This is a genomic window from Sphingopyxis sp. USTB-05, from assembly GCF_023822045.1.
Taxonomy (GTDB): Bacteria; Pseudomonadota; Alphaproteobacteria; order Sphingomonadales; family Sphingomonadaceae; genus Sphingopyxis.
Genome location: NZ_CP084712.1, coordinates 1,847,064 through 1,867,283, shown reverse-complemented (window position 1 = coordinate 1,867,283; position 20,220 = coordinate 1,847,064). Strand labels below are relative to the sequence as shown.

The following is a 20,220-nucleotide window of genomic DNA, read 5'->3' as shown; positions in this document are numbered from 1 at the left end:
AGGAGGGCGACATGAGCAAGAATACATTCTGGGTGACCATGATTTTCGTCGCGGCAATCGTCGGGGCGTTTCTGGGACCCGCTCTTGCCCAATCGCTCTCTACCGGGGCGATGCTGACTTTTTCGGTCGTCACCCTCGTCGCGATCGTCGGGCTGATCGTCTGGTCGCTGTCGAACAACAAGTCGGGCAAGAAAGCCGATACCGCGACCCTCGCCGACGCCCGGGCTATGCGCGCGCCCGAGGGCAAGGCCCGCATCTATGTGACGCGCCGCGGCTTCGTCGCCGCGCTGCAGGGCATGAACGTCACGCTCGACGAGACGGCAAAGGGTCAGATCAAGTCGGGGCAGATGCTGATGGCCGATGTGGCACCTGGCACGCACCGGCTGCACGCCGCGATGGCCAAGGGCATCATGGCGCATGCCGGCACGTTGGAGATCGAGGTTGGCGCGGGCGAGGTGGTCGTTGTCGATGCAATGTTCGAAATGAGCGCGCTGAAGGGCGATGCCAAGCTCACGCGGCTGGAAGGCGCAAAGGCACGTGAGAATGTCCAGGCGACCAAGCTGATCCTGTGGGAAGTCGAACCCGCCTGACCGGCGACGAAGCGAGGCTCGGCTGCGGGCAATTGTGACCCGCCCCTGCAACAATCGCCCGAATCACACGTTCTCCCAGAAAAGGAGAATTGGATGGCCCTTCGCCAAACCCTGTCGGCTGCGCCGGCACTTGCTTCCCGTAGACGTGCATTTCCCGGCGAAGATGAATCCTATACCAAGGCAAGAAAGTCGCTGCTGGCCGAAGAGATCGACCTGCGCCGCAAGATGACGCGGATCGCCGAACAGCGCCGTGCCCTGCCGCCGGGGCCGGTGATGAAGGATTATCGGTTCAAGGATGCCAATGGCGCCGAACTCGGACTCGCAGATCTGTTCGCCGGGCACGACACGCTCGTCAGCTATTTCTGGATGTACGGCCCCGACCGCGAGCGCCCCTGCCCGATGTGCACCAACTGGCTAGGCTCGGTCGACGGCAATGCGAACGATCTGAAACAGCGCGTCGCGTTCAAGGTTTTCGGCCGCAGTCCGGTCGAGCGGCAAAAGGCCTTCGCGCTCGAACGCGGATGGCAGGCACTCGATTTCCTGCAAACCGTCGGCGATGATTATGCCCGCGACTTCCGTTTGCTCAACGCGGACGGAAGCGAGAATCCGGCGCTCGCGGTGTTCAAGAAGATCGGTAACGAGGTGCGCCTGTTCTGGAAGAGCGAGATGACCCCAGAAATGGCCGATCCGGGGCAGGACCCGCGCGACGCGCCCGATATCGCCAGCCTGTGGAATATCCTGGATCTGACGCCGTCGGGCCGCGGGACCGACTGGTATCCGTCGCTGGAATATTGAAGGTGGACGGCCTTTTTGGGGTGGGAGCTGCCGCAACTTAACCCCACTTTCGTCACCCCGGACTTGATCCGGGGTCCCGTTATTTTGTGAAGCGAGCCGGTACATTCGAAAAGCGGGATCCCGGGTCGAGCCCGGGATGACGAGGATAAAGAGGTCCGCTTCGGGTCGAAACCCGCCCCCTACCCTTCGCTTTCGCTGATATCCTCAAGCATATCGGTGTCGAGCACGCGCACGCGGCCCTGTTCGAGCGAGATCACGCCCGATTCTTCCCAGCTCTTGAGCTGGCGGTTGATATGCTCGCGGCTCATGCCCGCGAAATTGCCAAGTTCGGTCTGGCTGAGCTCGACGCGCTGCGACGCCTCGACATCCTTGCGGATCAGCCGCTTCAGATAACGCGCAAGCCGCGGCCCTGACGCATAGGCGCGGTCGCTTTCGATCGTCTGGTCGGCGGTGCGCAGCCGCCGCGCGAGCTGTTGCATCAACGACCAGGCAAATTCGGAATGGCTCGCCGCGAAATCCTTGAGCGCGTTGCGGCCAAGCTGGAGCGCGCTCCCCGCGCTCGTTGCGGTCACCGAGGCCGTGCGTTCGCCGCCGTCGAGTAATGCGATCTCGCCCAATATCGCACCGGGCTCGGCGTAAGCGAGCACGATTTCGCGCCCGCCAGAGGTCAGCATCGATACGCGCGCGGTGCCCTCGGTCAGGATCAACATCATGTCGCCCGGGTCGCCCTGGACAAGCAATTCCTTGCCCTTGACGAAATTGACCTGCACCGCGCGGCTGGCAATTTCGGCCCAATCCTCGACCGTCAGTCCGGAAAAAATGCTGTCGGGGCCCTGCAATTCGGCGAGTCTCGCGTGATCCATTGCCCCTACACCCCTTTTGCCCGGCCTAGACCAGCCGGCTCTGCTTCACCGCCGCTTCAATGAAACCCGCGAACAAGGGATGCGGGTCGAACGGCTTCGACTTGAGTTCCGGATGGAACTGCACCCCGATAAACCACGGATGGTCCGGGCGCTCAACGATTTCCGGCAACATGCCGTCGGGTGACATGCCCGAAAAGACGAGACCGCCCTTTTCGAGCTGCTCGCGATAGGCGTTGTTCACCTCATAGCGGTGACGGTGGCGTTCGCTGATGTCGTTCGCGCCATATACGCTCGCGACATGGCTGTTCGGCGACAGCTTCGCCTCATAGGCGCCAAGCCGCATCGTCCCGCCAAGGTCGGTGTCGGCGCCGCGCTTTTGCAGGCCTTCGTCGCTCATCCACTCGGTGATCATGCCGACGACGGGCTCATCGGTCGGGCCGAATTCGGTGCTCGATGCGTCCGCGATACCGCTTGTGTTCCGCGCGCCTTCGATGCACGCCATCTGCATGCCAAGGCAGATGCCGAAGAAAGGCACATTGCGCTCGCGCGCAAAGCGCACGCTCGAAATCTTGCCTTCGGACCCTCGCTCGCCGAAACCACCGGGTACAAGAATCCCGTGCATCGGCTCAAGATTGGCGGCCAGATCCTCGTCGCGTTCGAACATTTCGGCATCGAGCCAGCGAATATTCACCTTGACCCGGTGCGCCATGCCGCCGTGAACCAGCGCTTCGTTCAGCGACTTATAGGCGTCGGGCAGCGAAACATATTTGCCGACGACGCCGATCGTGACCTCGCCCTCGGGATGCTGCTTGCGGTCCATGATGTCGTACCAGCGCGACAGGTCGGGCGCGGGCGCGTCATGGATGCCGAACGCGCGCAGGACCTCGCTGTCCAGCCCTTCGCCATGATATTGGACTGGGACCGAATAGATGCTGTCGGCATCGAGCGCGGGGATTACCGCTTCCTTGCGGACGTTGCAGAAAAGCGCGATCTTGGCGCGCTCGCTCTCGGGCAGCGGCTTTTCGCAGCGGCAGAGCAGGATATCGGGCTGGACGCCAAGCGACGCCAGTTCGCGCACGCTGTGCTGTGTCGGCTTGGTCTTCAACTCGCCGGCGGCCGCGATATAAGGCACCAGCGTGACGTGGACCGAGATCGCGTTTTCGCGTCCCTCTTCATTCTTGAGCTGGCGGATCGCCTCGATAAACGGCAGCGATTCGATATCGCCGACGGTGCCACCGATTTCGCACAGCACGAAATCGAGATCGTCGATCTCGGCGCGCGCGAATTCCTTGATCGCGTCGGTGACGTGCGGAACGACCTGTACCGTCGCGCCCAGATAGTCGCCGCGGCGTTCCTTGGCGATGATGCCCTGATAGATGCGGCCCGAGGTGACATTGTCGCTCTGCCGCGCGGCAACGCCGGTAAAGCGTTCATAATGGCCGAGGTCGAGGTCGGTTTCGGCGCCGTCGTCGGTCACATAGACCTCGCCGTGCTGATAGGGCGACATCGTGCCCGGATCGACATTCAGATAGGGATCGAACTTCCGGATACGGACACGATAGCCACGCGCCTGCAACAAGGCTGCGAGGCTAGCCGCCATCAAACCTTTGCCAAGCGAGGAGACCACGCCGCCGGTGATAAAAATGAACCGCGCCATGGGAGGAAAGACTTACTCAACGGGAGGGGGACGGCGCAAGCCGTCGAATCGCATCCGGCGGAAATATTTTCCGCCGGGCGGGTTACGGTGGAGGCCGAAGCCGCCGGTTATTTCTTGGCGGGAGGTGCCTGCGCGGGAGCCGGAGCGGTTTCCTGGCTTGCCGCCGCTGCGGCAGCGGCCGCCAGCGGATCGTCGCTCGCGGGGGCGGGCGCTGCATTGGCCGGGGCCTGCTGTGCCGGACCCGTCAGCGACGAGGCGGGAGCACTCGCCGGCTGAGCCGTTTTCGAAAGCGAGGTATCGATCGTCGAACCGCTGCGGCCGACCGAGGCCATCGCTGCAAGGACAATCGACAGCGCGACGAATGCCGTCGCGAGGATCGTCGTTGCGCGCGTCATGAAATCCGCCGCGCCGCGCGCCGAAAGCAGGCCCGCAGGGCTGCCGCCGACGCCCAAACCGCCACCTTCCGACTTCTGCATCAGGATGACGCCGATCATCGTCGCGGCAACGAGCGCCTGAACGACAAGCAGAAAGGTGAAAAGGCTGGACATCATATTTTCCCGAACTTGCGCGGCCTCACACGGACCGCGCTCGCGGCGCACATAGAGACGAAGCGGCTTCGCTTCAACCCATACGTCACCTCAGAAACAATCCGTCGCCCCCACGAAGGCGACGGGTAATGCTCAACCCGCAAGTGTCGCCGCCGCTGCGACAATCGGCACGAACTTCGCGGCGGTTAGGCTTGCGCCGCCGACGAGCGCACCATCGACATCGGCTGCATCCAACAGCTCGGTGGCATTATCGCCATTGACCGAACCGCCGTAAAGAATGCGCATATCCTCCGCCGGGCTGCCAAAGCGCGCACCAAGAGCGCCGCGGATCGCACCGTGCATCGCGGCGACATCGGCGACGGTCGGGACAAGCCCCGTGCCGATCGCCCAGATCGGCTCATAAGCGATGGCAAGCCGGTGCGGATCGAAGTCGTCGGGCACCGATCCCGCAATCTGCGCAAGCACATGATCGATCGCGCCGCCCGATTCGCGCACCTCACGCGGTTCGCCCACGCATAGGATCACCGACAGCCCGGCGGCGAGGCCCGCTTCGGCCTTGGCGCGCACATCGGCATCGCTTTCCCCGAACCCCTCGCGCCGTTCGCTATGCCCGACGATCGCAACGCTCGCCCCAATGTCGGCGAGCATCCCGGCGGCGACCGATCCGGTGAACGCGCCCGATACGGCGCTGTGGCAATCCTGCCCGCCGACGGCCTTGCCCGGCGCCGCAGCAACCATCGCGCCGATCAGCGTGAAGGGCGGGCAGATCGCGACATCGACCGCGGGATGATCATCCGCCGCGGCGAATATCGCCTGCGCTTCGCCGATCGCGGCAGAAAGCCCGTTCATCTTCCAGTTGCCGACCACATATTTGCGCCGCGTCATGTACCGCCTCTCCCTTCGTTCGAACCTTGCCCTCGCCCTAGCGGCGCATGGGCGCCATAGGCAAGCAGCGTCGCGCACGCATGAAAAGCCCCTTTCCGGCCTTGATGCCGCCCCGGCTCCCGCCTAAAGCAGCGCGCTATCGCGCTTCATCAGCGCCTTGCCGAAAGAATGCCCGTTCATGATTACCGCCATCCGCGCCATGTTTTCCTCGACGATCGGCAAAGTCCTCGCCCTTGCCTTCGTCGTCCTCGTCGGCCTCGCCTTCGCGATGGGCGATATAACTGGCAACTCGAACTTCGGCGGGCTTAGCGGCGCCAATGTCGCGAAGGTCGGCAGCGAACAGATCGGTGTCGGTGAATTGCGCGACCGCGCGCGGCAGGCCTATGATCAGGCGCGCCAGCGGCAGCCGGGGCTGACGATGGAGGCTTTCGTTGAAGGAGGCGGGCTCGATCAGGTGCTCAATCAGCTCGTCGAGGGCAGTGCGTTCGACCAGTTCGCGACGAGCCTGGGCTTCAGCGTCAGCAAGCGACTGATCGATGGCCGCATCGCCGACCTGCCCGCCTTTGCCGGCGTGTCGGGCAAGTTCGACCAAAAGGTCTTCGAGAATTTCCTGCGCCAGAACGGCATCACCGAAACCCAGCTCCGCCGCGACCTGCGCCAACAGCTTCTGCTCGAACAGCTCGCCGCGCCGATCGCGATGATGCCCCGGATCGCGCCGGGCATGGCCCAGCCCTATGCCGCTCTCCTGATGGAGCAGCGCCGCGGCCAGGCAACCTTCATTCCGTCCAGTCCCTTCGCGCCGACCGCCGACCCCGGCGATGCCGCGCTGAAGACCTTCCTGTCGCAGAACAAGGCGAAGTTCACGGTGCCCGAACGCCGCGTGATCCAATACGCGCTGTTCGACCGCAGCGCAGTGCCGGTTCCGGCAGTCACCGACGCCGAAATCGCCAAGGTGTATAAAGATAACGCCGCGCAGTTCGCTGCGAGCGAGACGCGCCGCTTTGCGCAGGTGATCGTCCCCGATCAGGCGGCCGCGAACGCGCTCGCCGCGAAAGTTCGCAGCGGCACTTCGCTCGCCGCCGCGGCGCAGGCAGCGGGCCTCTCTGCCTCGACGACGGGCGACCTCACCCAGTCGGCCTATGCCGCAACGACCAGCGCCGCGGCCGCTAAAGCCGCCTTCGCCGCCAAGCGCGGTGACCTGATCGGCCCGACGCAGACCGGCCTTGGCTGGACCATCGCACGCGTTGAGGACGTGACGGCGAAACCCGCGCGCAGCCTTGCCGACGCAAGCGCCGAGATCCGCACCGAACTCGCAAAGAACAAGGCGAACGAAGCGATCGTCGATTATTACAATGCGATCCAGGACGCCGTGAACGGCGGCGCATCGGCCGAGGAAATCGCCGCCGATCGCAAGCTCCAGCTCGTCGAAACCCCTGCGATCCTGCCGAGCGGTCGCGCGCCCGAACAACCCGCATTCGTCCCTGCCCCCGAACTCGCGCCGCTCGTCGCGCAGGCATTCCAGGCCGCCGGTGAAGGCGAAGGCCATATCGCTACGCTCGTCGAGAACGAAAAATTCGCCGTCTATGCGGTGAAGTCGATCGTCGCAGCCGCGCCGCCGCCGTTCGCGCAGGTGCGCGCCGATCTGCTCAGCGAATGGCGCTTTGCCGAGGGCCAGAAAGTCGCCCGCGACAAGGCACGCGCGATCGTCAAGGCGGTCGAAGGCGGCAAGGGCCTGAGCGAAGCCGTCGCCGCAGCCGGCCCGAACATCGGCAATGTCCAGACGATCGGCGGCCGCCGTGCCGAACTCGGTGCGGGCGGAAAGCCCGTGCCGCCCGAACTCTCGCTGCTTTTCTCGATGGCCAAGGGCAGCGTGAAGACGCTCGAAATCCCCGGCAACCGCGGCTGGATGGTAATCGCGCTCAACGATGTTCAGCGCCCCGACCCGAAGACGATCGAACCGGCGCGCGTCGCCGCGATCGCGCAACCGCTCGCGCCCGCCTTCGGCAACGAGCTGATCGAACAACTCGCCGCCGAAGCAAAGCGCCGTGTCGGCGTCACGATCAACAAAAAGCTCGTCGACCAGTTGCGCGCCGAGCTGACCGGCAACGCGCCGGTCGCCGAATAAACCGGCAATGGCGCTGGAGGGCAGAGCCGCCGCGCTCGAGGCGTTGGCGCAGGGGCGCGGCGCGGTCGTCTGGCAGCGGCTTATCGCCGACATCGAAACCCCGGTGTCGGCGGCGTTCAAGCTGATCGAGCCGGGGCGTGGCGACTGGGTGCTCGAATCGGTCGAGAGCGGAGAGACGCGCGGGCGCTACAGCCTGCTCGGGCTCGATCCCGATCTGATGTTCGAAGTCTCCGGCGACGCCGCGCGCATCAACCGTGACTGGCGCACCGACCGCGAGGCGTTCCAGCCGCTCGCTACTCCCGCGCTTCAGGCATTGCGCGACCTCGTCGCCGAATGCCGCTTCGACGTGCCCGACGGGCTGCCCAAGGCGCTCGCGACGCTCGTCGGTTTCTTCGCTTATGAAACCATCGGCCTTGTCGAGCGCATCCCGCGCGCGCCGGGCGCGGGGCTCGGCCTGCCCGACATGGTGTTCGTGCGCCCGACGACGATCCTCGTCTTCGACCGCCTCGCCGACGAACTGTTCCTGATCGCACCGATCTGGCCCGATGCCGATGGCGCTATCGACCGGATGATCGAGACGGCACAGGACCGGCTCGACACGATCGCCGCGCGCTTGTCGAGCGTCAGCGCCCATGCCGAGCGCGCGTCGACCGACGCACTGCCGACCGACATCGCGGCGAACCCGGCGACCACGCCCGCACATTTTGCCGAAATGGTCAGAACCGCGAAGGATTATATCGCCGCGGGCGATATTTTTCAGGTCGTTCTGTCGCAGCGTTTCTCTACCCCGTTCGACCTGCCGCCCTTCGACCTGTACCGGGCACTCCGCCGCATCAACCCCTCGCCCTTCCTCTATTTCCTCGACCTGCCCGGCTTTGCGCTGATCGGATCGTCTCCCGAGATCCTCGTGCGGGTGCGCGATGACGAGATCACGATCCGCCCGATCGCCGGCACCCGCCCGCGCGGACGCACGAGCGCGGAGGATGTCGAGAATCGCGAAAGCCTGCTCGCCGACCCCAAGGAACGCGCCGAGCATCTGATGCTGCTCGATCTCGGCCGCAACGATGTCGGCCGCGCTGCCATTGGCGGATCGGTCGCCGTGACCGACAGCTACACCGTCGAATTCTATAGCCATGTCATGCACATCGTCTCGAACGTGATCGGCCGCATCGCGCCAGACAAGGACGCGATCGACGCGCTGTTCGCGGGCTTCCCCGCAGGAACCGTCAGCGGCGCGCCGAAAGTGCGCGCGTGCCAGATCATCGCCGAACTCGAAGCCGATGCGCGCGGGCCCTATGCGGGCGGCGTCGGCTATTTCGCACCCGACGGCAATATGGATAGCTGCATCGTGCTGCGCACCGCGATCGTCAAGGACGGCGAAATGCACGTTCAGGCGGGTGCAGGCATCGTCGCGGACAGCGATCCCGCCTATGAACAGCGCGAATGCGAGGCAAAGGCCGGCGCGCTCTTCGCCGCGGCGCGAGAGGCGGTACGGCTCGCCGGAACGCCGGGGTACGGGCAGTAACAGCAGAGCTTGACGGACGAATAGTTCCTAATGCTTCCCCCGCCGCCGCAAAAACGTTAGGGCCGCCGCCATGATCCTCGTCATCGACAATTATGACAGCTTCACCTTCAACCTCGTTCATTATCTGATCGAGTTGGGCGTCGACGTGCGCGTCGAGCGCAACGACGCGCTGACCGCGGCCGACGCGCTCGCGACCGGCGCCGATGCGATCCTGATTTCACCCGGCCCCTGCACGCCGAACGAGGCGGGCATCAGCCTCGACCTCGTCGCCGCCTGCGCCGAAGCGCGCCGCCCCTTGCTCGGTGTGTGCCTTGGCCACCAGGCGATCGGCCAGCATTTCGGCGGCACAGTCCAGCGCGGCCATCTGATGCACGGCAAGACCTCGCCCGTATGTCATGACAACAGCGGGCTTTACGCGGGCCTGCCCTCACCTTTTCAGGCGACCCGCTATCACAGCCTAGAGGTTGTCGACATTCCCGCGACTCTGGTGATCAATGCGACGAGCGACGATGGCGCGGTGATGGGTTTCCGCCATGTCGACCTGCCGATCCACGGCGTCCAGTTCCACCCCGAAAGCATCGCGACCGAACATGGCCATGCGATGCTCGCCAACTTCCTGAAAATCGCGGGGTTGCCGGTCGGCGAACGGAAGGCCGCATGAGCCGCTTCGGTCCGTTTCCCGACCCCGCCGGCCTGCTCGATCACGACGAGGCGGCCGATGCGTTCGCGACGATGCTCGACGGCGGGGCGAGCGACGACAATATCATCGAATTCCTGAACGCGCTTTCTGACCGGGGCGAAACGATGGTCGAAATCGCCGCAGCGGCGCAGGCGATGCGCGACCGGCTGATTCCGATCGATGCGCCTGCGGGCGCGATCGACGTCTGCGGCACCGGCGGCGACGGCCATCATACGCTCAACGTCTCGACCGCCGTGTCGATCGTCGTCGCGGCGTGCGAGGTTCCGGTCGCAAAGCATGGAAATCGTGCCGCTTCTTCGAAATCGGGCGCGGCCGATACGTTGGAAGCGCTCGGTCTCGACATGGAGCGCGCCGACCGGCAGGCGGAGGAGCAGCTCGCCGACCTCGGTATCTGTTTCCTCTTCGCCGGAACGCGGCACCCCGCGATGAAGCGCATCATGCCCATCCGAAGGGCGATCGGACGGCGGACGATCTTCAACCTGATGGGCCCGCTCGCCAACCCTGCGCGTGTTACGCGCCAGCTCGTGGGTATCGCGCGCCCGGCCTATGTCCCCGTTTATGCCGAGGCGTTGCACCGGCTCGGCACCGAACATTCGCGCGTGATATCGGGCGATGAGGGGCTCGACGAATTATCCCTCGCAGGCGGCAACGAGGTCGCGGTGGTCCTGCCCGAGGGTGTGCGCATGCAGCGCAGCGTCGCCGCCGACGCCGGCCTGCCGACGCGCTCGCTCGGCGAAATCCGCGGCGGCGATGCCGAATATAATGCGAAAGCGCTGCGCCGCCTGCTCGAAGGAGAGCCGGGCGCCTACCGTGACGCAGTGCTCTATAATGCCGCCGAAGCGCTCGTCGTCGCGGGCGCGGTCGAAACCCTGCGCGACGGCGTCGAGGAAGCCGCCGAGGCAATCGACAAGGGCCTTGCCAACGCGCTGCTCAATTGCTGGATCGCCTACAAATGAACAAGCTGACGCAAATTCTTGCCACCAAGGCTGATGAGGTCGCCGAACGCCGCGCCATACGCTCGCTCGCCGATCTCGACGCGATCGACGCAGGCCCGGTGCGCGGTTTCGCCGCGGCGCTTCGCGCGAAGATCGACGCTGGCGGCTTTGGCCTGATCGCCGAGGTAAAAAAGGCTTCGCCGTCCAAGGGACTGATAAGGCCTGATTTTGACCCTGCCGATCATGCGCGCGCCTATGCCGCCGGTGGTGCTGCGTGCCTGTCGGTCCTAACCGACGCGCCATATTTTCAGGGGCATGAGGATTATCTGGTCGCGGCGCGCGCCGCTTGCGGCCTGCCCGCGCTTCGCAAGGATTTCATGGTCGACCCCTGGCAGGTCGCCGAGGCACGCGCCATCGGCGCCGACGCGATTCTGATCATCGTCGCCGCGCTCGAAGACGGCGCGATGCGCGAAATCGAGGCCGCAGCTTTCGAACGCGGCATGGACGTGCTTGTCGAGGTGCATGACGAGATCGAACTAGACCGCGCGCTCACGCAGCTCCAGTCGCGCCTGATCGGCGTCAACAACCGCGATCTGCGCACCTTCGAAACCGACCTCGCGGTTACGGAGCGCCTGGCAAAGCTCGTCCCGCCCGGAACGCTGCTCGTCGGCGAAAGCGGCATAGCAAGCCATAAGGACTGCGAAAGGCTGGCGGTCAGCGGCGTCCACGCCTTCCTCGTCGGCGAAAGCCTGATGCGGCAGCCCGACGTCACGGCGGCAACAAAGGCCCTGCTCGAAGGCTGAAGACGGCTTTGGGATAGGCTGGCACGTTCGCGATAACCGCCCCCTCCGCAAAGGGGGGAGCCGCTGGAGAGCTAGCGCTAAGCCGACAGGCCCCGCCGCGAGCGACGACCGACTTAGGTCTTTACCGGAACAACGTAGCGCCCGCCAATCGGCCGCCCGTTTAAATATCCGTGTCTTACCGCTGACGCGCCTTCCAAGCCCGAACCGCGGCCATCGTCTTTTCGATATGCGCCTGCGGTTTGCTGTCAGTGTAGCTCAGCAGGATCGTGCCGTTCGGCGCAATCACATAGGATGTCCGGTTCGACAGCGGTTGTCCATTTGCGCCCTGCATCGTCGAATCATATTTCGCTGCGATCTTCGCGCCCGGATCGGCAGCGACGGCGAACTTGTCGCGGCATTCGGACTTTGAAAACTCCTCGACGCGATGGATATTACCCGCAGTCACGCCCACCACGCGGGCGCCCAGCTTGTTGAAATCGTCGCTCGCCTCGGCGAACAGATGCGCTTCGATCGTGCAGCCCGGGGTGAAGGCCGCGGGGAAGAAATAGAGGACGACAGGCCCCTTTTTCAACGTCTGCTTCAGCGACAGGACAAAGGGTTTGCCGCCCTGCGCCGCGTTCAGCGTGAATTCGGGCGCCTTCGCGCCTTTCTGAAGGGCGGCGATACCCTGTACCGGAATGGCCACGAGCGACAGGCCAAGGCCGACCGACATCGCAATCTTCATCAGGGTTTTCATCTGCGGTTCTCCACCTTCGGCAAGCGCTGCCGGGAATGAGGATGATGGATAAAAGTTGCTGCGTCTACATCGATCCTCCGCCTGGGCGGCGCTCGCCCGATTGACCTTGTGTTCCGGACGGCGCAGCATGGCGCGATGACGCTAAACATCACTCCCAGCGGACAGGCGTGCGGCGCGCGCGTTACCGGAGTCGACCTGACGCGGCCGCTTGCCCCCGAAACCATCGCCGATATTCGCGCAGCCTGGCTCGACCATCATGTCCTTGCCTTTCCGGACCAGAAGATGAATGAGGACGATCTCGAGCGCTTCACCGGCTATTTCGGCGGCTTCGGCGACGATCCCTTCATCCGCCCCATCCCCGGCCACGATCATATCATCGCTGTGAAACGCAAGGCCGACGAAACCGCCCCGCTGTTCGCAGAAAACTGGCACAGCGACTGGAGCTTTCAGGCCCGTCCGCCCGCGGGTACCTGCCTCTTCGGGATCACCATTCCGCCGGTGGGCGGGAATACCGAATTTTCGAACCAGCACGCGGCACTTGACGCGATGCCCGCCGACCTTCGTGCGCGGGTCGAGGGACTTCAGGCGATCCACAGCGCGCGCAACGGCTATGCGCCGACCGGCATGTATGGCGCCAATGATCCCAAAGGACCAAGCGGCCGCAGCATGGATATTCGCTCGGACGACGAAGCGCTCCAAACGCAGTTCCATCCGTTCGTACGAGCACATCCGGAGACCGGTCGCCTCGGCCTGTTCGGCTGCGCGGGCTATATCATCGGCTTCGATGGGGTCGACGACGATGAAGGGCTGCCGTTGCTCTACGAATTGATCCAGTGGCAGGGTCGCGACGAGTTTCGCTACTCGCACCAATGGGAACCCGACATGCTTATCATGTGGGACAATCGCTCGGTCCTCCACCGCGCCACCGGCGGCTACGACGGTCACGACCGGCTGCTTCACCGCACGACGATCGCGGCGTGGGATGGGAAGGCGACAACATCCTAAAAAGATAAGGAATATTTGCGCGACCTGTGATCACCGGCATTGTAAAGCGCGCCGGTCTGAGGATAGATCCCCGCGTTCCCTCACGAAAGCAATCTCCCATGCGTCTCGCCTCTCTCGCCCTCCTTCCCTTCGCCGCATTAATGACGGGCGGAGCTGCGCCTGAACCCGTGCGCCGGCCCTTCGATGGTGCATGGATGAGCTGCGAAACCTATCAGGGCGCACGCATCTGTTCTTACACGCTGATGATGCAGACCGGCACGCGCGTTTGTGGCGTCCAGCGCGATTTTGCGACCAACGCGGATTATACGCAGCGTTTTGTCGCGACAGCGGAAGGAAAGAGCGCAAGCATCGACCGCATCTGCGGCGATCCGGGCTCCGAAACTGATACCTGGTGCGCCGGGCAAGCGCCGGCGGGTGCCGAGAAAGTCGGCTGGGGAAGCTCGAACCGGACTCTTCATGCCTGCGGCGCCCGCCTCTATGGCGCCGACAGCAACCAGCCTTTTTCGTGCGCCGATGCACGCCCCGCCGCCGGAATGCCCAAAGTCCGCAGCCTCGGTGGCGAAGGCCCGGAGGCCGACGACAAGGCGTGGATAGCGGCGTGCGCGCGCGGTGAGGACTAGGCCTTCGCTTCCCGCGCCAGCGTGCCGACCACGCCCCACGCGATCAGCGCCTGCCCCCCGAAATAGAGCGGCCACACGAGCCAAAGCGTGACATCCTTCGACAGGATCGCGCCCTCGCCCGCAAAGATGAACAGGTCGCTCGCAAGGAACAGCATCGCGCCGATGCCGGTGCGATAGCGGGGGAAGCGGCTGGTCCATGCCGCGGCCGCCATCGCCGCGACGAACAGCGAATAGACTGCCGCGTGCCACCAGCCGGGAGCAGGGCTCAGCATGCCCCAGACGATCGCCAGCGTCGCCGGCATCGTCAGCCAGCCGAGCAGGCGTTGCGAGGGTGTCATCTGAGGCCGCCTGTTCATCAGATACAGCGTAATCGCGATCAGATGCCCCACCGCGAAGGCCGCGGCTCCGGTAACAAGCCCTTTCGCGTCGAGCAGCCAGTCACCGAGCGCGCCGAAAGCGAGTACCGCCGCGATCATCCAGCCGTCACGTCCGCGCGCATTCGCTGCGGCCCACAGCGCCAGCAATCCGACACCGCTCGTCTTCCATGCCCAGATCGCCGGACCGTCGAGCCGCAGATAGACAGCACCGAAAAAGCTGATCCCGCCGGCGAGTGCCAGCAGCCACAACCAGCGCGCCCGATCCCACCCTTGTTCGCCACTCATCGCCCGCCCCTTTGCATCTTGCTTTCAATGGGCCTAGTGCGCGGCTCCACAAGTGCAAGTCAACGGATAGCGTAAATGAGCCACGACATTCACATCATCGGCGGCGGCCTCGCGGGGTCCGAAGCCGCATGGCAACTCGCCGAGGCGGGCTATCGCGTGCGCCTCTCCGAAATGCGCGGCGGCGGCGACATGACCCCGGCGCATCAGGGCGACACGCTTGCGGAGATGGTCTGCTCGAACAGCTTTCGCAGCGATGATGGTGACAGCAATGCTGTCGGCTTACTCCACCGCGAGATGCGCACCCTGGGCTCGATCATCATGCGTGAGGCCGACGTGCACAAGGTCCCCGCCGGTTCCGCGCTCGCGGTCGACCGCGACCTTTTTTCGGGCGGCGTGACGAAAGCGCTGGCCGACCATCCAAACATCACCATCGTCCGCGAACGCGTCGACTCGCTTCCGTCCGAAGGCCTGACGATCGTCGCGACCGGTCCGCTCACCGCGGCGAGCCTTGCCTCCAGCATCGGCGACGCGACGGGCAAGGACGCCCTCGCCTTTTTCGACGCCATCGCCCCCATCGTCTATCGCGACAGCATCGACATGGACATCGCGTGGATGGCAAGCCGCTGGGACAAGGTCGGGCCGATCGGCGACGGCAAGGATTATATCAACTGTCCGATGGACAAGGACCAGTATCACGCTTTCGTCCAGGGGCTGGTCGACGGCGACAAGACCGAGTTCAAGGATTGGGAGAAGGACACGCCCTATTTCGAGGGCTGCATGCCGATCGAGGTTATGGCCGAGCGCGGCCCCGAAACGCTGCGCTTTGGTCCGATGAAGGGCGTCGGCCTCGACAATCCGCGCACCGGGCGCTGGCCCTATGCGGTCGTCCAACTGCGGCAGGACAATGCGCTCGGCACGCTGTGGAACATGGTCGGGTTCCAGACCAAGCTGAAACATGCGGCCCAGGTCGAACTATTCCGTACGATCCCGGGGCTCGAAAAGGCGGAATTCGCACGTCTTGGCGGGCTTCATCGCAACAGCTTCATCCGCTCGCCCGAACTGCTCGACCAGCAGCTTCGTCTGAAATCGGCGCCGCATATCCGCTTTGCCGGGCAGATCACCGGCTGTGAAGGCTATGTCGAGAGCGCCGCGATCGGCCTCGTCGCCGCGCGCTTCGCCGCCGCCGAGCTTGGCGGCCGCACACTGCCCCCGCCGCCGCCCGAGACTGCGCTCGGCGCGCTGCTTGGCCATATCACCGGCGGCGCAGATGCGGCCTCCTATCAGCCGATGAACGTCAATTTCGGTCTTTTCCCGCCGCTCGCCGAGGATGTCCGAAAGAAGGACCGCAAGCTTGGCTATACGCAGCGGGCGGGAACCGCGCTGGCAGAATGGATCAGGCAAGCCGAAGGCGTCGCCGCCTGACCTGATGCGATCGCCTAACAGCTACACTTGGGCTTTGCCGCCTGTTTTGGTGCTGTCGTCGCAAACTCGGCGCGCGTGAGGTCGCCCGACTTGTCGCCATCGGCCCCAGCGAAACGCTGCCCCGTTGCCGCGGCCCATTCCTCGAACGTCAGCAGATTATTTCCGTCCTTGTCGAGCTTGCGGAAAGCCGCGGTGCGCGACGACATCAGTTCGACGCGGCTGATCCTCTCGTTGCGGTCCCGGTCGAAGCGGTTGAAGCGCCGTTCCTCGCGCGACGCCTCCTTGGCCGCGGGCAGTGCCGGCGGTGCGGGCCCGCGTTTGGGCGCCCCGGCCGCGGCAACGGGGACCGCCGGCAAGGCTGGCGGTGGATCGGGCAGCACCTCTTCGTCGGCGATCTGCGTATAGCCCTTCCACATGAAAAGCCCGCCGGTCAGCAACAGCGCACTCGCCACGCCGCCAATCAGAAAACGGGAAACTGCCATCCGCCCCTCCGCGTGGTTGATGCGACCTGCTACCACGGCGATCTGAACGGCGACAGCGAACGGCGCCACAATGGCGACGATTTTTAATCGACCAGACTGTTCAAAGTTCAGTCAATCATTGCTATATCCGATCAATGCACAATTACCTGCCCTCGCTGAAACAGATGCAATATCTCGTGGCGCTGCACGAACACGGCCATTTCGGCCGCGCCGCCGATGCGTGCAACGTCACCCAATCGACGCTGTCGGCGGGAATTCGCGAACTCGAAACCCTGCTCGGCCAGACGCTGGTCGAGCGCACGCGCCGCGTCGTGCGCTTTACGATGCTCGGCAATGCAATCGTCGAAAAAGCACATCGCGTGCTGCGCGAGGCGGAGGAGCTTGCCGATATGGCCGCCGCCGCCGCCGCACCGCTTGTCGGCGAACTGCGCATGAGCGTGATCCCGACGATCGCCCCCTTCCTCCTCCCCGGCCTCCTCCCGCGGCTGCGCAAGGAACGCCCCTCGCTCAAGCTGTTCCTTCGCGAGGAACCGAGCGCGCAGGCTTGCGAATCGCTCCATCACGGTACCGTCGACTGCGTCCTCCTCGCGCTCCCCTATGCATGCGGTGATGTCGAGAGCGAGCCGTTGTTCGACGACGCGCTATTCGTCGCCTTTCCCGGCGACCAGTCGGAGGATCTCCCCGCGATGGTCAGCGCGGACCAGATCGACCCGTCGCAGATGCTGATGCTCGAGGACGGGCATTGCCTGAAGGATCATGTCCTCGCGGCGTGCAACCGCCCCGAACTGCGCGCCGGCGCGCGGATGATGGGAACGTCGCTCCACACGCTGGTGCAGATGGTCGACAACGGCCTTGGCATCACAATGCTTCCTCAAATGGCCATTGAGGCGGGCATACTCGATCACACCGACATCGACACGCGCCCGCTCGATTCGGACCATGATTGGCGCACGATCGCGCTGGTGTGGCGAAAGGGCAGTCCGCGGGCCGAAGAATTCCGGATGCTCGCGGATATCTTCCGCAAGCATAGGGGGGATTGATCACCGAAGATTAGTCACCCCGGACTTGATCCGGGGTCCCACTTGAAGCCGAAGTCGGTGGGTGCGTCAAAAAAGCGGGATCCCCGGTCAAGCCCGGGCTCGACGGCCTAACCCCAGCGCCCCGCGCGATCATGATCCCCTTCGCGCGGTTCGACCCACTGAACCCGCCCGTCGGCAAAGGTTTCGCGTTTCCACAGCATGACATCGGTCTTCAGCCGGTCGATCAGAAATTCGCACGCAGCGAGCGCTTCGGTCCGGTGCGGGCTACTTGTCAGGACAAGGACGATCGTCTCGCCGGGCGTCATCGCGCCGACGCGGTGGATCAGGGTCAGCGCTGAAAGACGCCAACGATCCGAAGCCGCATGTGCAAGGTCCGCAAGCCCCGACGCGGTCATGACGGGATGATGCTCCAGGAAAAGCTCGGTCAGGTCGCCGTCACCGCGCACTCGCCCGATGAAGCTGGCGCTCGCCCCATGCCCGCCCGCATCGTGAAGATCGAATTCGGCGACGATGTCGATCGCTGCCGGCTGGATCGCGACGCGGATCATCCGCCCGTTACCGGTGGGAAAAGCGCGACTTCGCGCGCGCCAGCAAGCGGCGCTTCAGGGCCCATCATCACACCGTCGATCGCCGCGCGAATGCGTCCCGGCTCTTCGAAAGTCGTTTTCCCGCGTGCGTCGCGCGCGGCGAGCCATGCCATGAGCGTACCGATATCGGTAACGCTCGCCGGGAGCTCGACCGCCTCGTCGGGTACTCCCATCCGTTCGCGGACCCAGGAAAAATAGGCGATTTTCAGCATCACCCCACGCTCAATCCATATGCTTCAGACCGACACGCAGATAATCCCATCCGGTAATCAGCGTCAGCAGCGCCGCCCCCCAAAGCGAGATGAGCCCGACGGTCTTTATCCAGACCATCGCGGGCAATGCCCCCGCAAGGATCAGCGCGCCGAAAGCGACAAGCTGAAAGGTCGTTTTCCACTTGGCGAGCTGCGTCACGGGCATCGACACCTGCAGCGTCGCCAGAAATTCGCGAAGACCCGACACGATGATCTCGCGCAGCAAGATCATCAGCGCTGCGATGACATGATAGCCGGTGATGTCGCGCGTAAAGACGAGCAGCAATATGACCGCGGCGATCATGATCTTGTCGGCGATCGGATCGAGAAACGCACCGAGCCGCGACACTATCCCGCGTGAGCGTGCAACATAGCCGTCAAAATAATCTGTAATGCCCATCAGGCAATAGAGGCCGAAAGCGAGCGCATAGTCGATCGGTTTGGGCTGAGCCGACCCTTCGACCACTCCCGGCCACAACAGGAAAAGCAGAATGGGCACCGCAAGGATGCGCGACAATGTCAGGATGTTCGGTAGGCTCAGCATGATCCCTGTCGGCGTGTCCGTTCGAAAATGGGGCCCAAAATCGGCTTTGACCCGGCAAGCCCTAACCGATAAGTCGCCCGTGCGACAACAATATTGCCTCCGGAAAAATCGGACGGCATCGGCGTGGTCGGGATGTCGGGTGATAAAAGTGGATTTTCAATGACCGGTTCTTTTGCGCTGATGAAGCAACGCCGGTTCCTGCCCCTTTTCGCGACGCAGTTTCTCAACGCCTTCAACGACAATTTCTACAAGATGGCGATGGTGATCCTCGTCACCTTTACCATCTACAAGGATCCGGCGACCGAGGCATGGTTCAACGCCCTCGCGGGCGGTCTTTTCATTTTGCCTTTCTTCCTTTTTTCGGCGCTTGCGGGGCAACTTGCCGACAGCACCGACAAGACGCGGATGATCCGCCTGATCAAGACCGCCGAGATTTTCATCATGATTATTGGCGCGATCGGAATCTGGTTCCACCTCGTGCCGGTCATGCTCCTCGCGCTGTTCGCGATGGGAATGCATTCGACCTTCTTCGGCCCGATCAAATATGCGATTCTGCCGCAGCATCTGGAGGAGGACGAGGTTCTTGCCGGGACTGGCTGGGTCGAGGCGGGAACCTATATCGCGATCCTCGGCGGTACGATCGTCGGCGGGCTGACTCCTCCGCATTTCGCCATACCCGGGATCATCGTCGTCGCCGTGATCGGCCGCCTGACCGCGAACTATGTCCCCGCCGCACCTCCCGAAAAGGACGCCGAGGGGCTGGTCATCGATCATAATGTGTTTCGATCGTCCTGGCAGTTGGTCAACGGCACGATGCATATCCCGCGGCTTTTCCTCGCGATCATTTCGATCAGCTTCTTTTGGGCGATCGGCGCAATTCTCGCCGCACAATTTCCACCGCTGGTCAAAAATGCGCTGGGCGCCGACAAGACCGTCGCAACGCTGTTCACCGCCATCTTCTCGGTCGGCGTCGCGATCGGATCGATCGTCGTCAACCGCTTGCTGAAAGGCCATGTTTCGGCGCGTTATTCGCCGGGATCGGTGATCGTCATGGGGCTGTTCGTGCTCGACCTGTGGTGGAATGTGCGGGGATGGGAGCATATCGGTACCGGCCTGATGGGCTGGCGCGAATTCTTGTCGCTGACCGCTGGCGACCGCATCATCCTCGACCTGCTCGGCATCGCAATCGCGGGCGGCATGTTCGTCGTGCCGCTTTACGCTTTCCTGACGACGACCGTCCCCAAATCGCAGACGGCGCGTACCGTCGCCGCGAACAATATCGTCAATTCGGGTTTCATGGTCGCCGCGACGCTGCTCCTTAGCGTGCTGATCGGCCTCGGCCTGACCATCGACGACACTTTGCTGATGGTCGCCGCCATGTGCGTCGGCTCGGCAGCGCTGGCCTGGCGCCTGCACAAGGCGTGCGACTAAGGCTCCCTCGGCCG

At 64.1% G+C, this 20,220-nt stretch carries 22 protein-coding genes; 12 read left to right on the top strand and 10 right to left on the bottom strand.

Annotated features, from left to right (window positions below; translation table 11 throughout):
• Positions 1-11: 11 nt before the first annotated feature.
• The gene (locus KEC45_RS08415; RefSeq protein WP_252171927.1) at positions 12-590 is read left to right on the top strand and encodes a DUF2846 domain-containing protein; all 579 of its coding nucleotides are present in this window, start codon (positions 12-14) and stop codon (positions 588-590) included.
• Between the two features lie 93 nt (positions 591-683).
• Positions 684-1,385 carry a DUF899 family protein gene (locus KEC45_RS08410; protein ID WP_062180758.1) on the top strand — a complete coding sequence of 234 codons (702 nt, stop codon included), beginning with the start codon at positions 684-686 and terminating at the stop codon, positions 1,383-1,385.
• Positions 1,386-1,564: 179 nt separating this feature from the next.
• Here KEC45_RS08410 and KEC45_RS08405 read toward each other — a convergent pair whose 3' ends face one another.
• The 4 genes from KEC45_RS08405 to tpiA form a co-directional block, all read right to left on the bottom strand.
• Positions 1,565-2,248 carry a Crp/Fnr family transcriptional regulator gene (locus KEC45_RS08405; protein ID WP_062180761.1) on the bottom strand — a complete coding sequence of 228 codons (684 nt, stop codon included), beginning with the start codon at positions 2,246-2,248 and terminating at the stop codon, positions 1,565-1,567.
• Between the two features lie 25 nt (positions 2,249-2,273).
• Positions 2,274-3,905: a CTP synthase gene (locus KEC45_RS08400; RefSeq protein WP_062180764.1), complete on the bottom strand. Its 1,632-nt coding sequence runs from the start codon at positions 3,903-3,905 to the stop codon at positions 2,274-2,276.
• Positions 3,906-4,012: 107 nt separating this feature from the next.
• Entirely contained in the window at positions 4,013-4,456 is a 444-nt protein-coding gene (gene secG, locus KEC45_RS08395; RefSeq protein ID WP_062180767.1) for a preprotein translocase subunit SecG, read from the bottom strand.
• Positions 4,457-4,585: 129 nt separating this feature from the next.
• Positions 4,586-5,338, bottom strand: coding sequence for a triose-phosphate isomerase (tpiA, locus tag KEC45_RS08390; RefSeq protein WP_062180770.1), 753 nt, complete (start codon positions 5,336-5,338; stop codon positions 4,586-4,588).
• A gap of 178 nt (positions 5,339-5,516) precedes the next feature.
• On the opposite strand from tpiA, the gene KEC45_RS08385 reads away from it, so the two are divergent.
• From KEC45_RS08385 to trpC, 5 genes are all read left to right on the top strand, one after another.
• Complete coding sequence (locus KEC45_RS08385; protein WP_062180773.1) at positions 5,517-7,463, top strand: peptidylprolyl isomerase; 1,947 nt, start codon at positions 5,517-5,519, stop codon at positions 7,461-7,463.
• Between the two features lie 7 nt (positions 7,464-7,470).
• Complete coding sequence (locus KEC45_RS08380; RefSeq protein WP_062180776.1) at positions 7,471-8,988, top strand: anthranilate synthase component I family protein; 1,518 nt, start codon at positions 7,471-7,473, stop codon at positions 8,986-8,988.
• Between the two features lie 70 nt (positions 8,989-9,058).
• Positions 9,059-9,649 carry an aminodeoxychorismate/anthranilate synthase component II gene (locus KEC45_RS08375; RefSeq protein ID WP_062180779.1) on the top strand — a complete coding sequence of 197 codons (591 nt, stop codon included), beginning with the start codon at positions 9,059-9,061 and terminating at the stop codon, positions 9,647-9,649.
• Entirely contained in the window at positions 9,646-10,644 is a 999-nt protein-coding gene (gene trpD / locus KEC45_RS08370) for an anthranilate phosphoribosyltransferase (protein ID WP_062180782.1), read from the top strand. The genes KEC45_RS08375 and trpD overlap by 4 nt, the downstream gene beginning before the upstream one ends.
• Complete coding sequence (trpC, locus tag KEC45_RS08365; RefSeq protein WP_062180785.1) at positions 10,641-11,426, top strand: indole-3-glycerol phosphate synthase TrpC; 786 nt, start codon at positions 10,641-10,643, stop codon at positions 11,424-11,426. Before trpD ends, trpC begins: the two co-directional genes overlap by 4 nt.
• Positions 11,427-11,601: 175 nt before the next feature.
• Here trpC and KEC45_RS08360 read toward each other — a convergent pair whose 3' ends face one another.
• Positions 11,602-12,162 (bottom strand): peroxiredoxin, encoded by a 561-nt coding sequence (locus KEC45_RS08360; protein WP_062180788.1) that lies wholly within the window; start codon positions 12,160-12,162, stop codon positions 11,602-11,604.
• A 135-nt stretch (positions 12,163-12,297) separates the two neighbouring features.
• Here KEC45_RS08360 and KEC45_RS08355 point away from each other — a divergent pair, with 135 nt between their 5' ends.
• Positions 12,298-13,167: a TauD/TfdA family dioxygenase gene (locus KEC45_RS08355; RefSeq protein WP_062183898.1), complete on the top strand. Its 870-nt coding sequence runs from the start codon at positions 12,298-12,300 to the stop codon at positions 13,165-13,167.
• A 98-nt stretch (positions 13,168-13,265) separates the two neighbouring features.
• Positions 13,266-13,787 carry a hypothetical protein gene (locus tag KEC45_RS08350; RefSeq protein WP_152682357.1) on the top strand — a complete coding sequence of 174 codons (522 nt, stop codon included), beginning with the start codon at positions 13,266-13,268 and terminating at the stop codon, positions 13,785-13,787.
• On the opposite strand, the gene KEC45_RS08345 is transcribed toward KEC45_RS08350, so the two are convergent.
• Positions 13,784-14,449, bottom strand: coding sequence for a lysoplasmalogenase family protein (locus KEC45_RS08345; protein WP_062180793.1), 666 nt, complete (start codon positions 14,447-14,449; stop codon positions 13,784-13,786). The genes KEC45_RS08350 and KEC45_RS08345 overlap by 4 nt on opposite strands.
• Before the next feature lie 75 nt (positions 14,450-14,524).
• On the opposite strand from KEC45_RS08345, the gene trmFO reads away from it, so the two are divergent.
• A complete protein-coding gene (gene trmFO / locus KEC45_RS08340; protein WP_062180796.1) occupies positions 14,525-15,871 on the top strand; it encodes a methylenetetrahydrofolate--tRNA-(uracil(54)-C(5))-methyltransferase (FADH(2)-oxidizing) TrmFO in 1,347 nt (448 codons plus the stop codon).
• Between the two features lie 14 nt (positions 15,872-15,885).
• On the opposite strand, the gene KEC45_RS08335 is transcribed toward trmFO, so the two are convergent.
• A complete protein-coding gene (locus KEC45_RS08335) occupies positions 15,886-16,353 on the bottom strand; it encodes a hypothetical protein (protein WP_062183901.1) in 468 nt (155 codons plus the stop codon).
• A 134-nt stretch (positions 16,354-16,487) separates the two neighbouring features.
• Between KEC45_RS08335 and KEC45_RS08330 the strand changes: the two genes are divergently transcribed.
• Positions 16,488-17,393: a hydrogen peroxide-inducible genes activator gene (locus KEC45_RS08330; protein ID WP_062180799.1), complete on the top strand. Its 906-nt coding sequence runs from the start codon at positions 16,488-16,490 to the stop codon at positions 17,391-17,393.
• A gap of 107 nt (positions 17,394-17,500) precedes the next feature.
• On the opposite strand, the gene KEC45_RS08325 is transcribed toward KEC45_RS08330, so the two are convergent.
• From KEC45_RS08325 to pgsA, 3 genes are read right to left on the bottom strand one after another with little or no spacing between them, the layout of a single operon-like run.
• A complete protein-coding gene (locus KEC45_RS08325) occupies positions 17,501-17,941 on the bottom strand; it encodes a molybdenum cofactor biosynthesis protein MoaE (protein ID WP_062180803.1) in 441 nt (146 codons plus the stop codon).
• The gene (moaD, locus tag KEC45_RS08320; protein ID WP_202966795.1) at positions 17,938-18,192 is read right to left on the bottom strand and encodes a molybdopterin converting factor subunit 1; all 255 of its coding nucleotides are present in this window, start codon (positions 18,190-18,192) and stop codon (positions 17,938-17,940) included. The genes KEC45_RS08325 and moaD overlap by 4 nt, the downstream gene beginning before the upstream one ends.
• Positions 18,193-18,202: 10 nt before the next feature.
• Positions 18,203-18,775, bottom strand: a complete 573-nt coding sequence (pgsA, locus tag KEC45_RS08315) for a CDP-diacylglycerol--glycerol-3-phosphate 3-phosphatidyltransferase (RefSeq protein ID WP_062180806.1) — start codon at positions 18,773-18,775, stop codon at positions 18,203-18,205.
• 159 nt (positions 18,776-18,934) lie between these two features.
• Between pgsA and KEC45_RS08310 the strand changes: the two genes are divergently transcribed.
• On the top strand, positions 18,935-20,206 hold the full coding sequence (locus KEC45_RS08310) for an MFS transporter (protein WP_062180809.1): 1,272 nt from the start codon (positions 18,935-18,937) through the stop codon (positions 20,204-20,206).
• The last annotated feature ends 14 nt before the right edge of the window (positions 20,207-20,220 follow it).

Bases quoted from the DNA above. Each gene is read 5' to 3' on its own strand.
- KEC45_RS08400 (WP_062180764.1), bottom strand. From the start codon at position 3,905: ATGGCGCGGTTCATTTTTATCACCGGCGGCGTGGTCTCCTCGCTTGGC.
- KEC45_RS08350 (WP_152682357.1), top strand. From the start codon at position 13,266: ATGCGTCTCGCCTCTCTCGCCCTCCTTCCCTTCGCCGCATTAATGACG.
- KEC45_RS08355 (WP_062183898.1), top strand. From the start codon at position 12,298: ATGACGCTAAACATCACTCCCAGCGGACAGGCGTGCGGCGCGCGCGTT.
- secG (WP_062180767.1), bottom strand. From the start codon at position 4,456: ATGATGTCCAGCCTTTTCACCTTTCTGCTTGTCGTTCAGGCGCTCGTT.
- KEC45_RS08330 (WP_062180799.1), top strand. From the start codon at position 16,488: ATGCACAATTACCTGCCCTCGCTGAAACAGATGCAATATCTCGTGGCG.
- KEC45_RS08405 (WP_062180761.1), bottom strand. From the start codon at position 2,248: ATGGATCACGCGAGACTCGCCGAATTGCAGGGCCCCGACAGCATTTTT.
- pgsA (WP_062180806.1), bottom strand. From the start codon at position 18,775: ATGCTGAGCCTACCGAACATCCTGACATTGTCGCGCATCCTTGCGGTG.
- trpC (WP_062180785.1), top strand. From the start codon at position 10,641: ATGAACAAGCTGACGCAAATTCTTGCCACCAAGGCTGATGAGGTCGCC.
- KEC45_RS08360 (WP_062180788.1), bottom strand. From the start codon at position 12,162: ATGAAAACCCTGATGAAGATTGCGATGTCGGTCGGCCTTGGCCTGTCG.
- trmFO (WP_062180796.1), top strand. From the start codon at position 14,525: ATGAGCCACGACATTCACATCATCGGCGGCGGCCTCGCGGGGTCCGAA.
- KEC45_RS08380 (WP_062180776.1), top strand. From the start codon at position 7,471: ATGGCGCTGGAGGGCAGAGCCGCCGCGCTCGAGGCGTTGGCGCAGGGG.
- KEC45_RS08335 (WP_062183901.1), bottom strand. From the start codon at position 16,353: ATGGCAGTTTCCCGTTTTCTGATTGGCGGCGTGGCGAGTGCGCTGTTG.
- KEC45_RS08415 (WP_252171927.1), top strand. From the start codon at position 12: ATGAGCAAGAATACATTCTGGGTGACCATGATTTTCGTCGCGGCAATC.
- tpiA (WP_062180770.1), bottom strand. From the start codon at position 5,338: ATGACGCGGCGCAAATATGTGGTCGGCAACTGGAAGATGAACGGGCTT.
- KEC45_RS08345 (WP_062180793.1), bottom strand. From the start codon at position 14,449: ATGAGTGGCGAACAAGGGTGGGATCGGGCGCGCTGGTTGTGGCTGCTG.
- trpD (WP_062180782.1), top strand. From the start codon at position 9,646: ATGAGCCGCTTCGGTCCGTTTCCCGACCCCGCCGGCCTGCTCGATCAC.
- KEC45_RS08385 (WP_062180773.1), top strand. From the start codon at position 5,517: ATGATTACCGCCATCCGCGCCATGTTTTCCTCGACGATCGGCAAAGTC.
- KEC45_RS08325 (WP_062180803.1), bottom strand. From the start codon at position 17,941: ATGATCCGCGTCGCGATCCAGCCGGCAGCGATCGACATCGTCGCCGAA.
- KEC45_RS08410 (WP_062180758.1), top strand. From the start codon at position 684: ATGGCCCTTCGCCAAACCCTGTCGGCTGCGCCGGCACTTGCTTCCCGT.
- KEC45_RS08310 (WP_062180809.1), top strand. From the start codon at position 18,935: ATGACCGGTTCTTTTGCGCTGATGAAGCAACGCCGGTTCCTGCCCCTT.
- KEC45_RS08375 (WP_062180779.1), top strand. From the start codon at position 9,059: ATGATCCTCGTCATCGACAATTATGACAGCTTCACCTTCAACCTCGTT.
- moaD (WP_202966795.1), bottom strand. From the start codon at position 18,192: ATGCTGAAAATCGCCTATTTTTCCTGGGTCCGCGAACGGATGGGAGTA.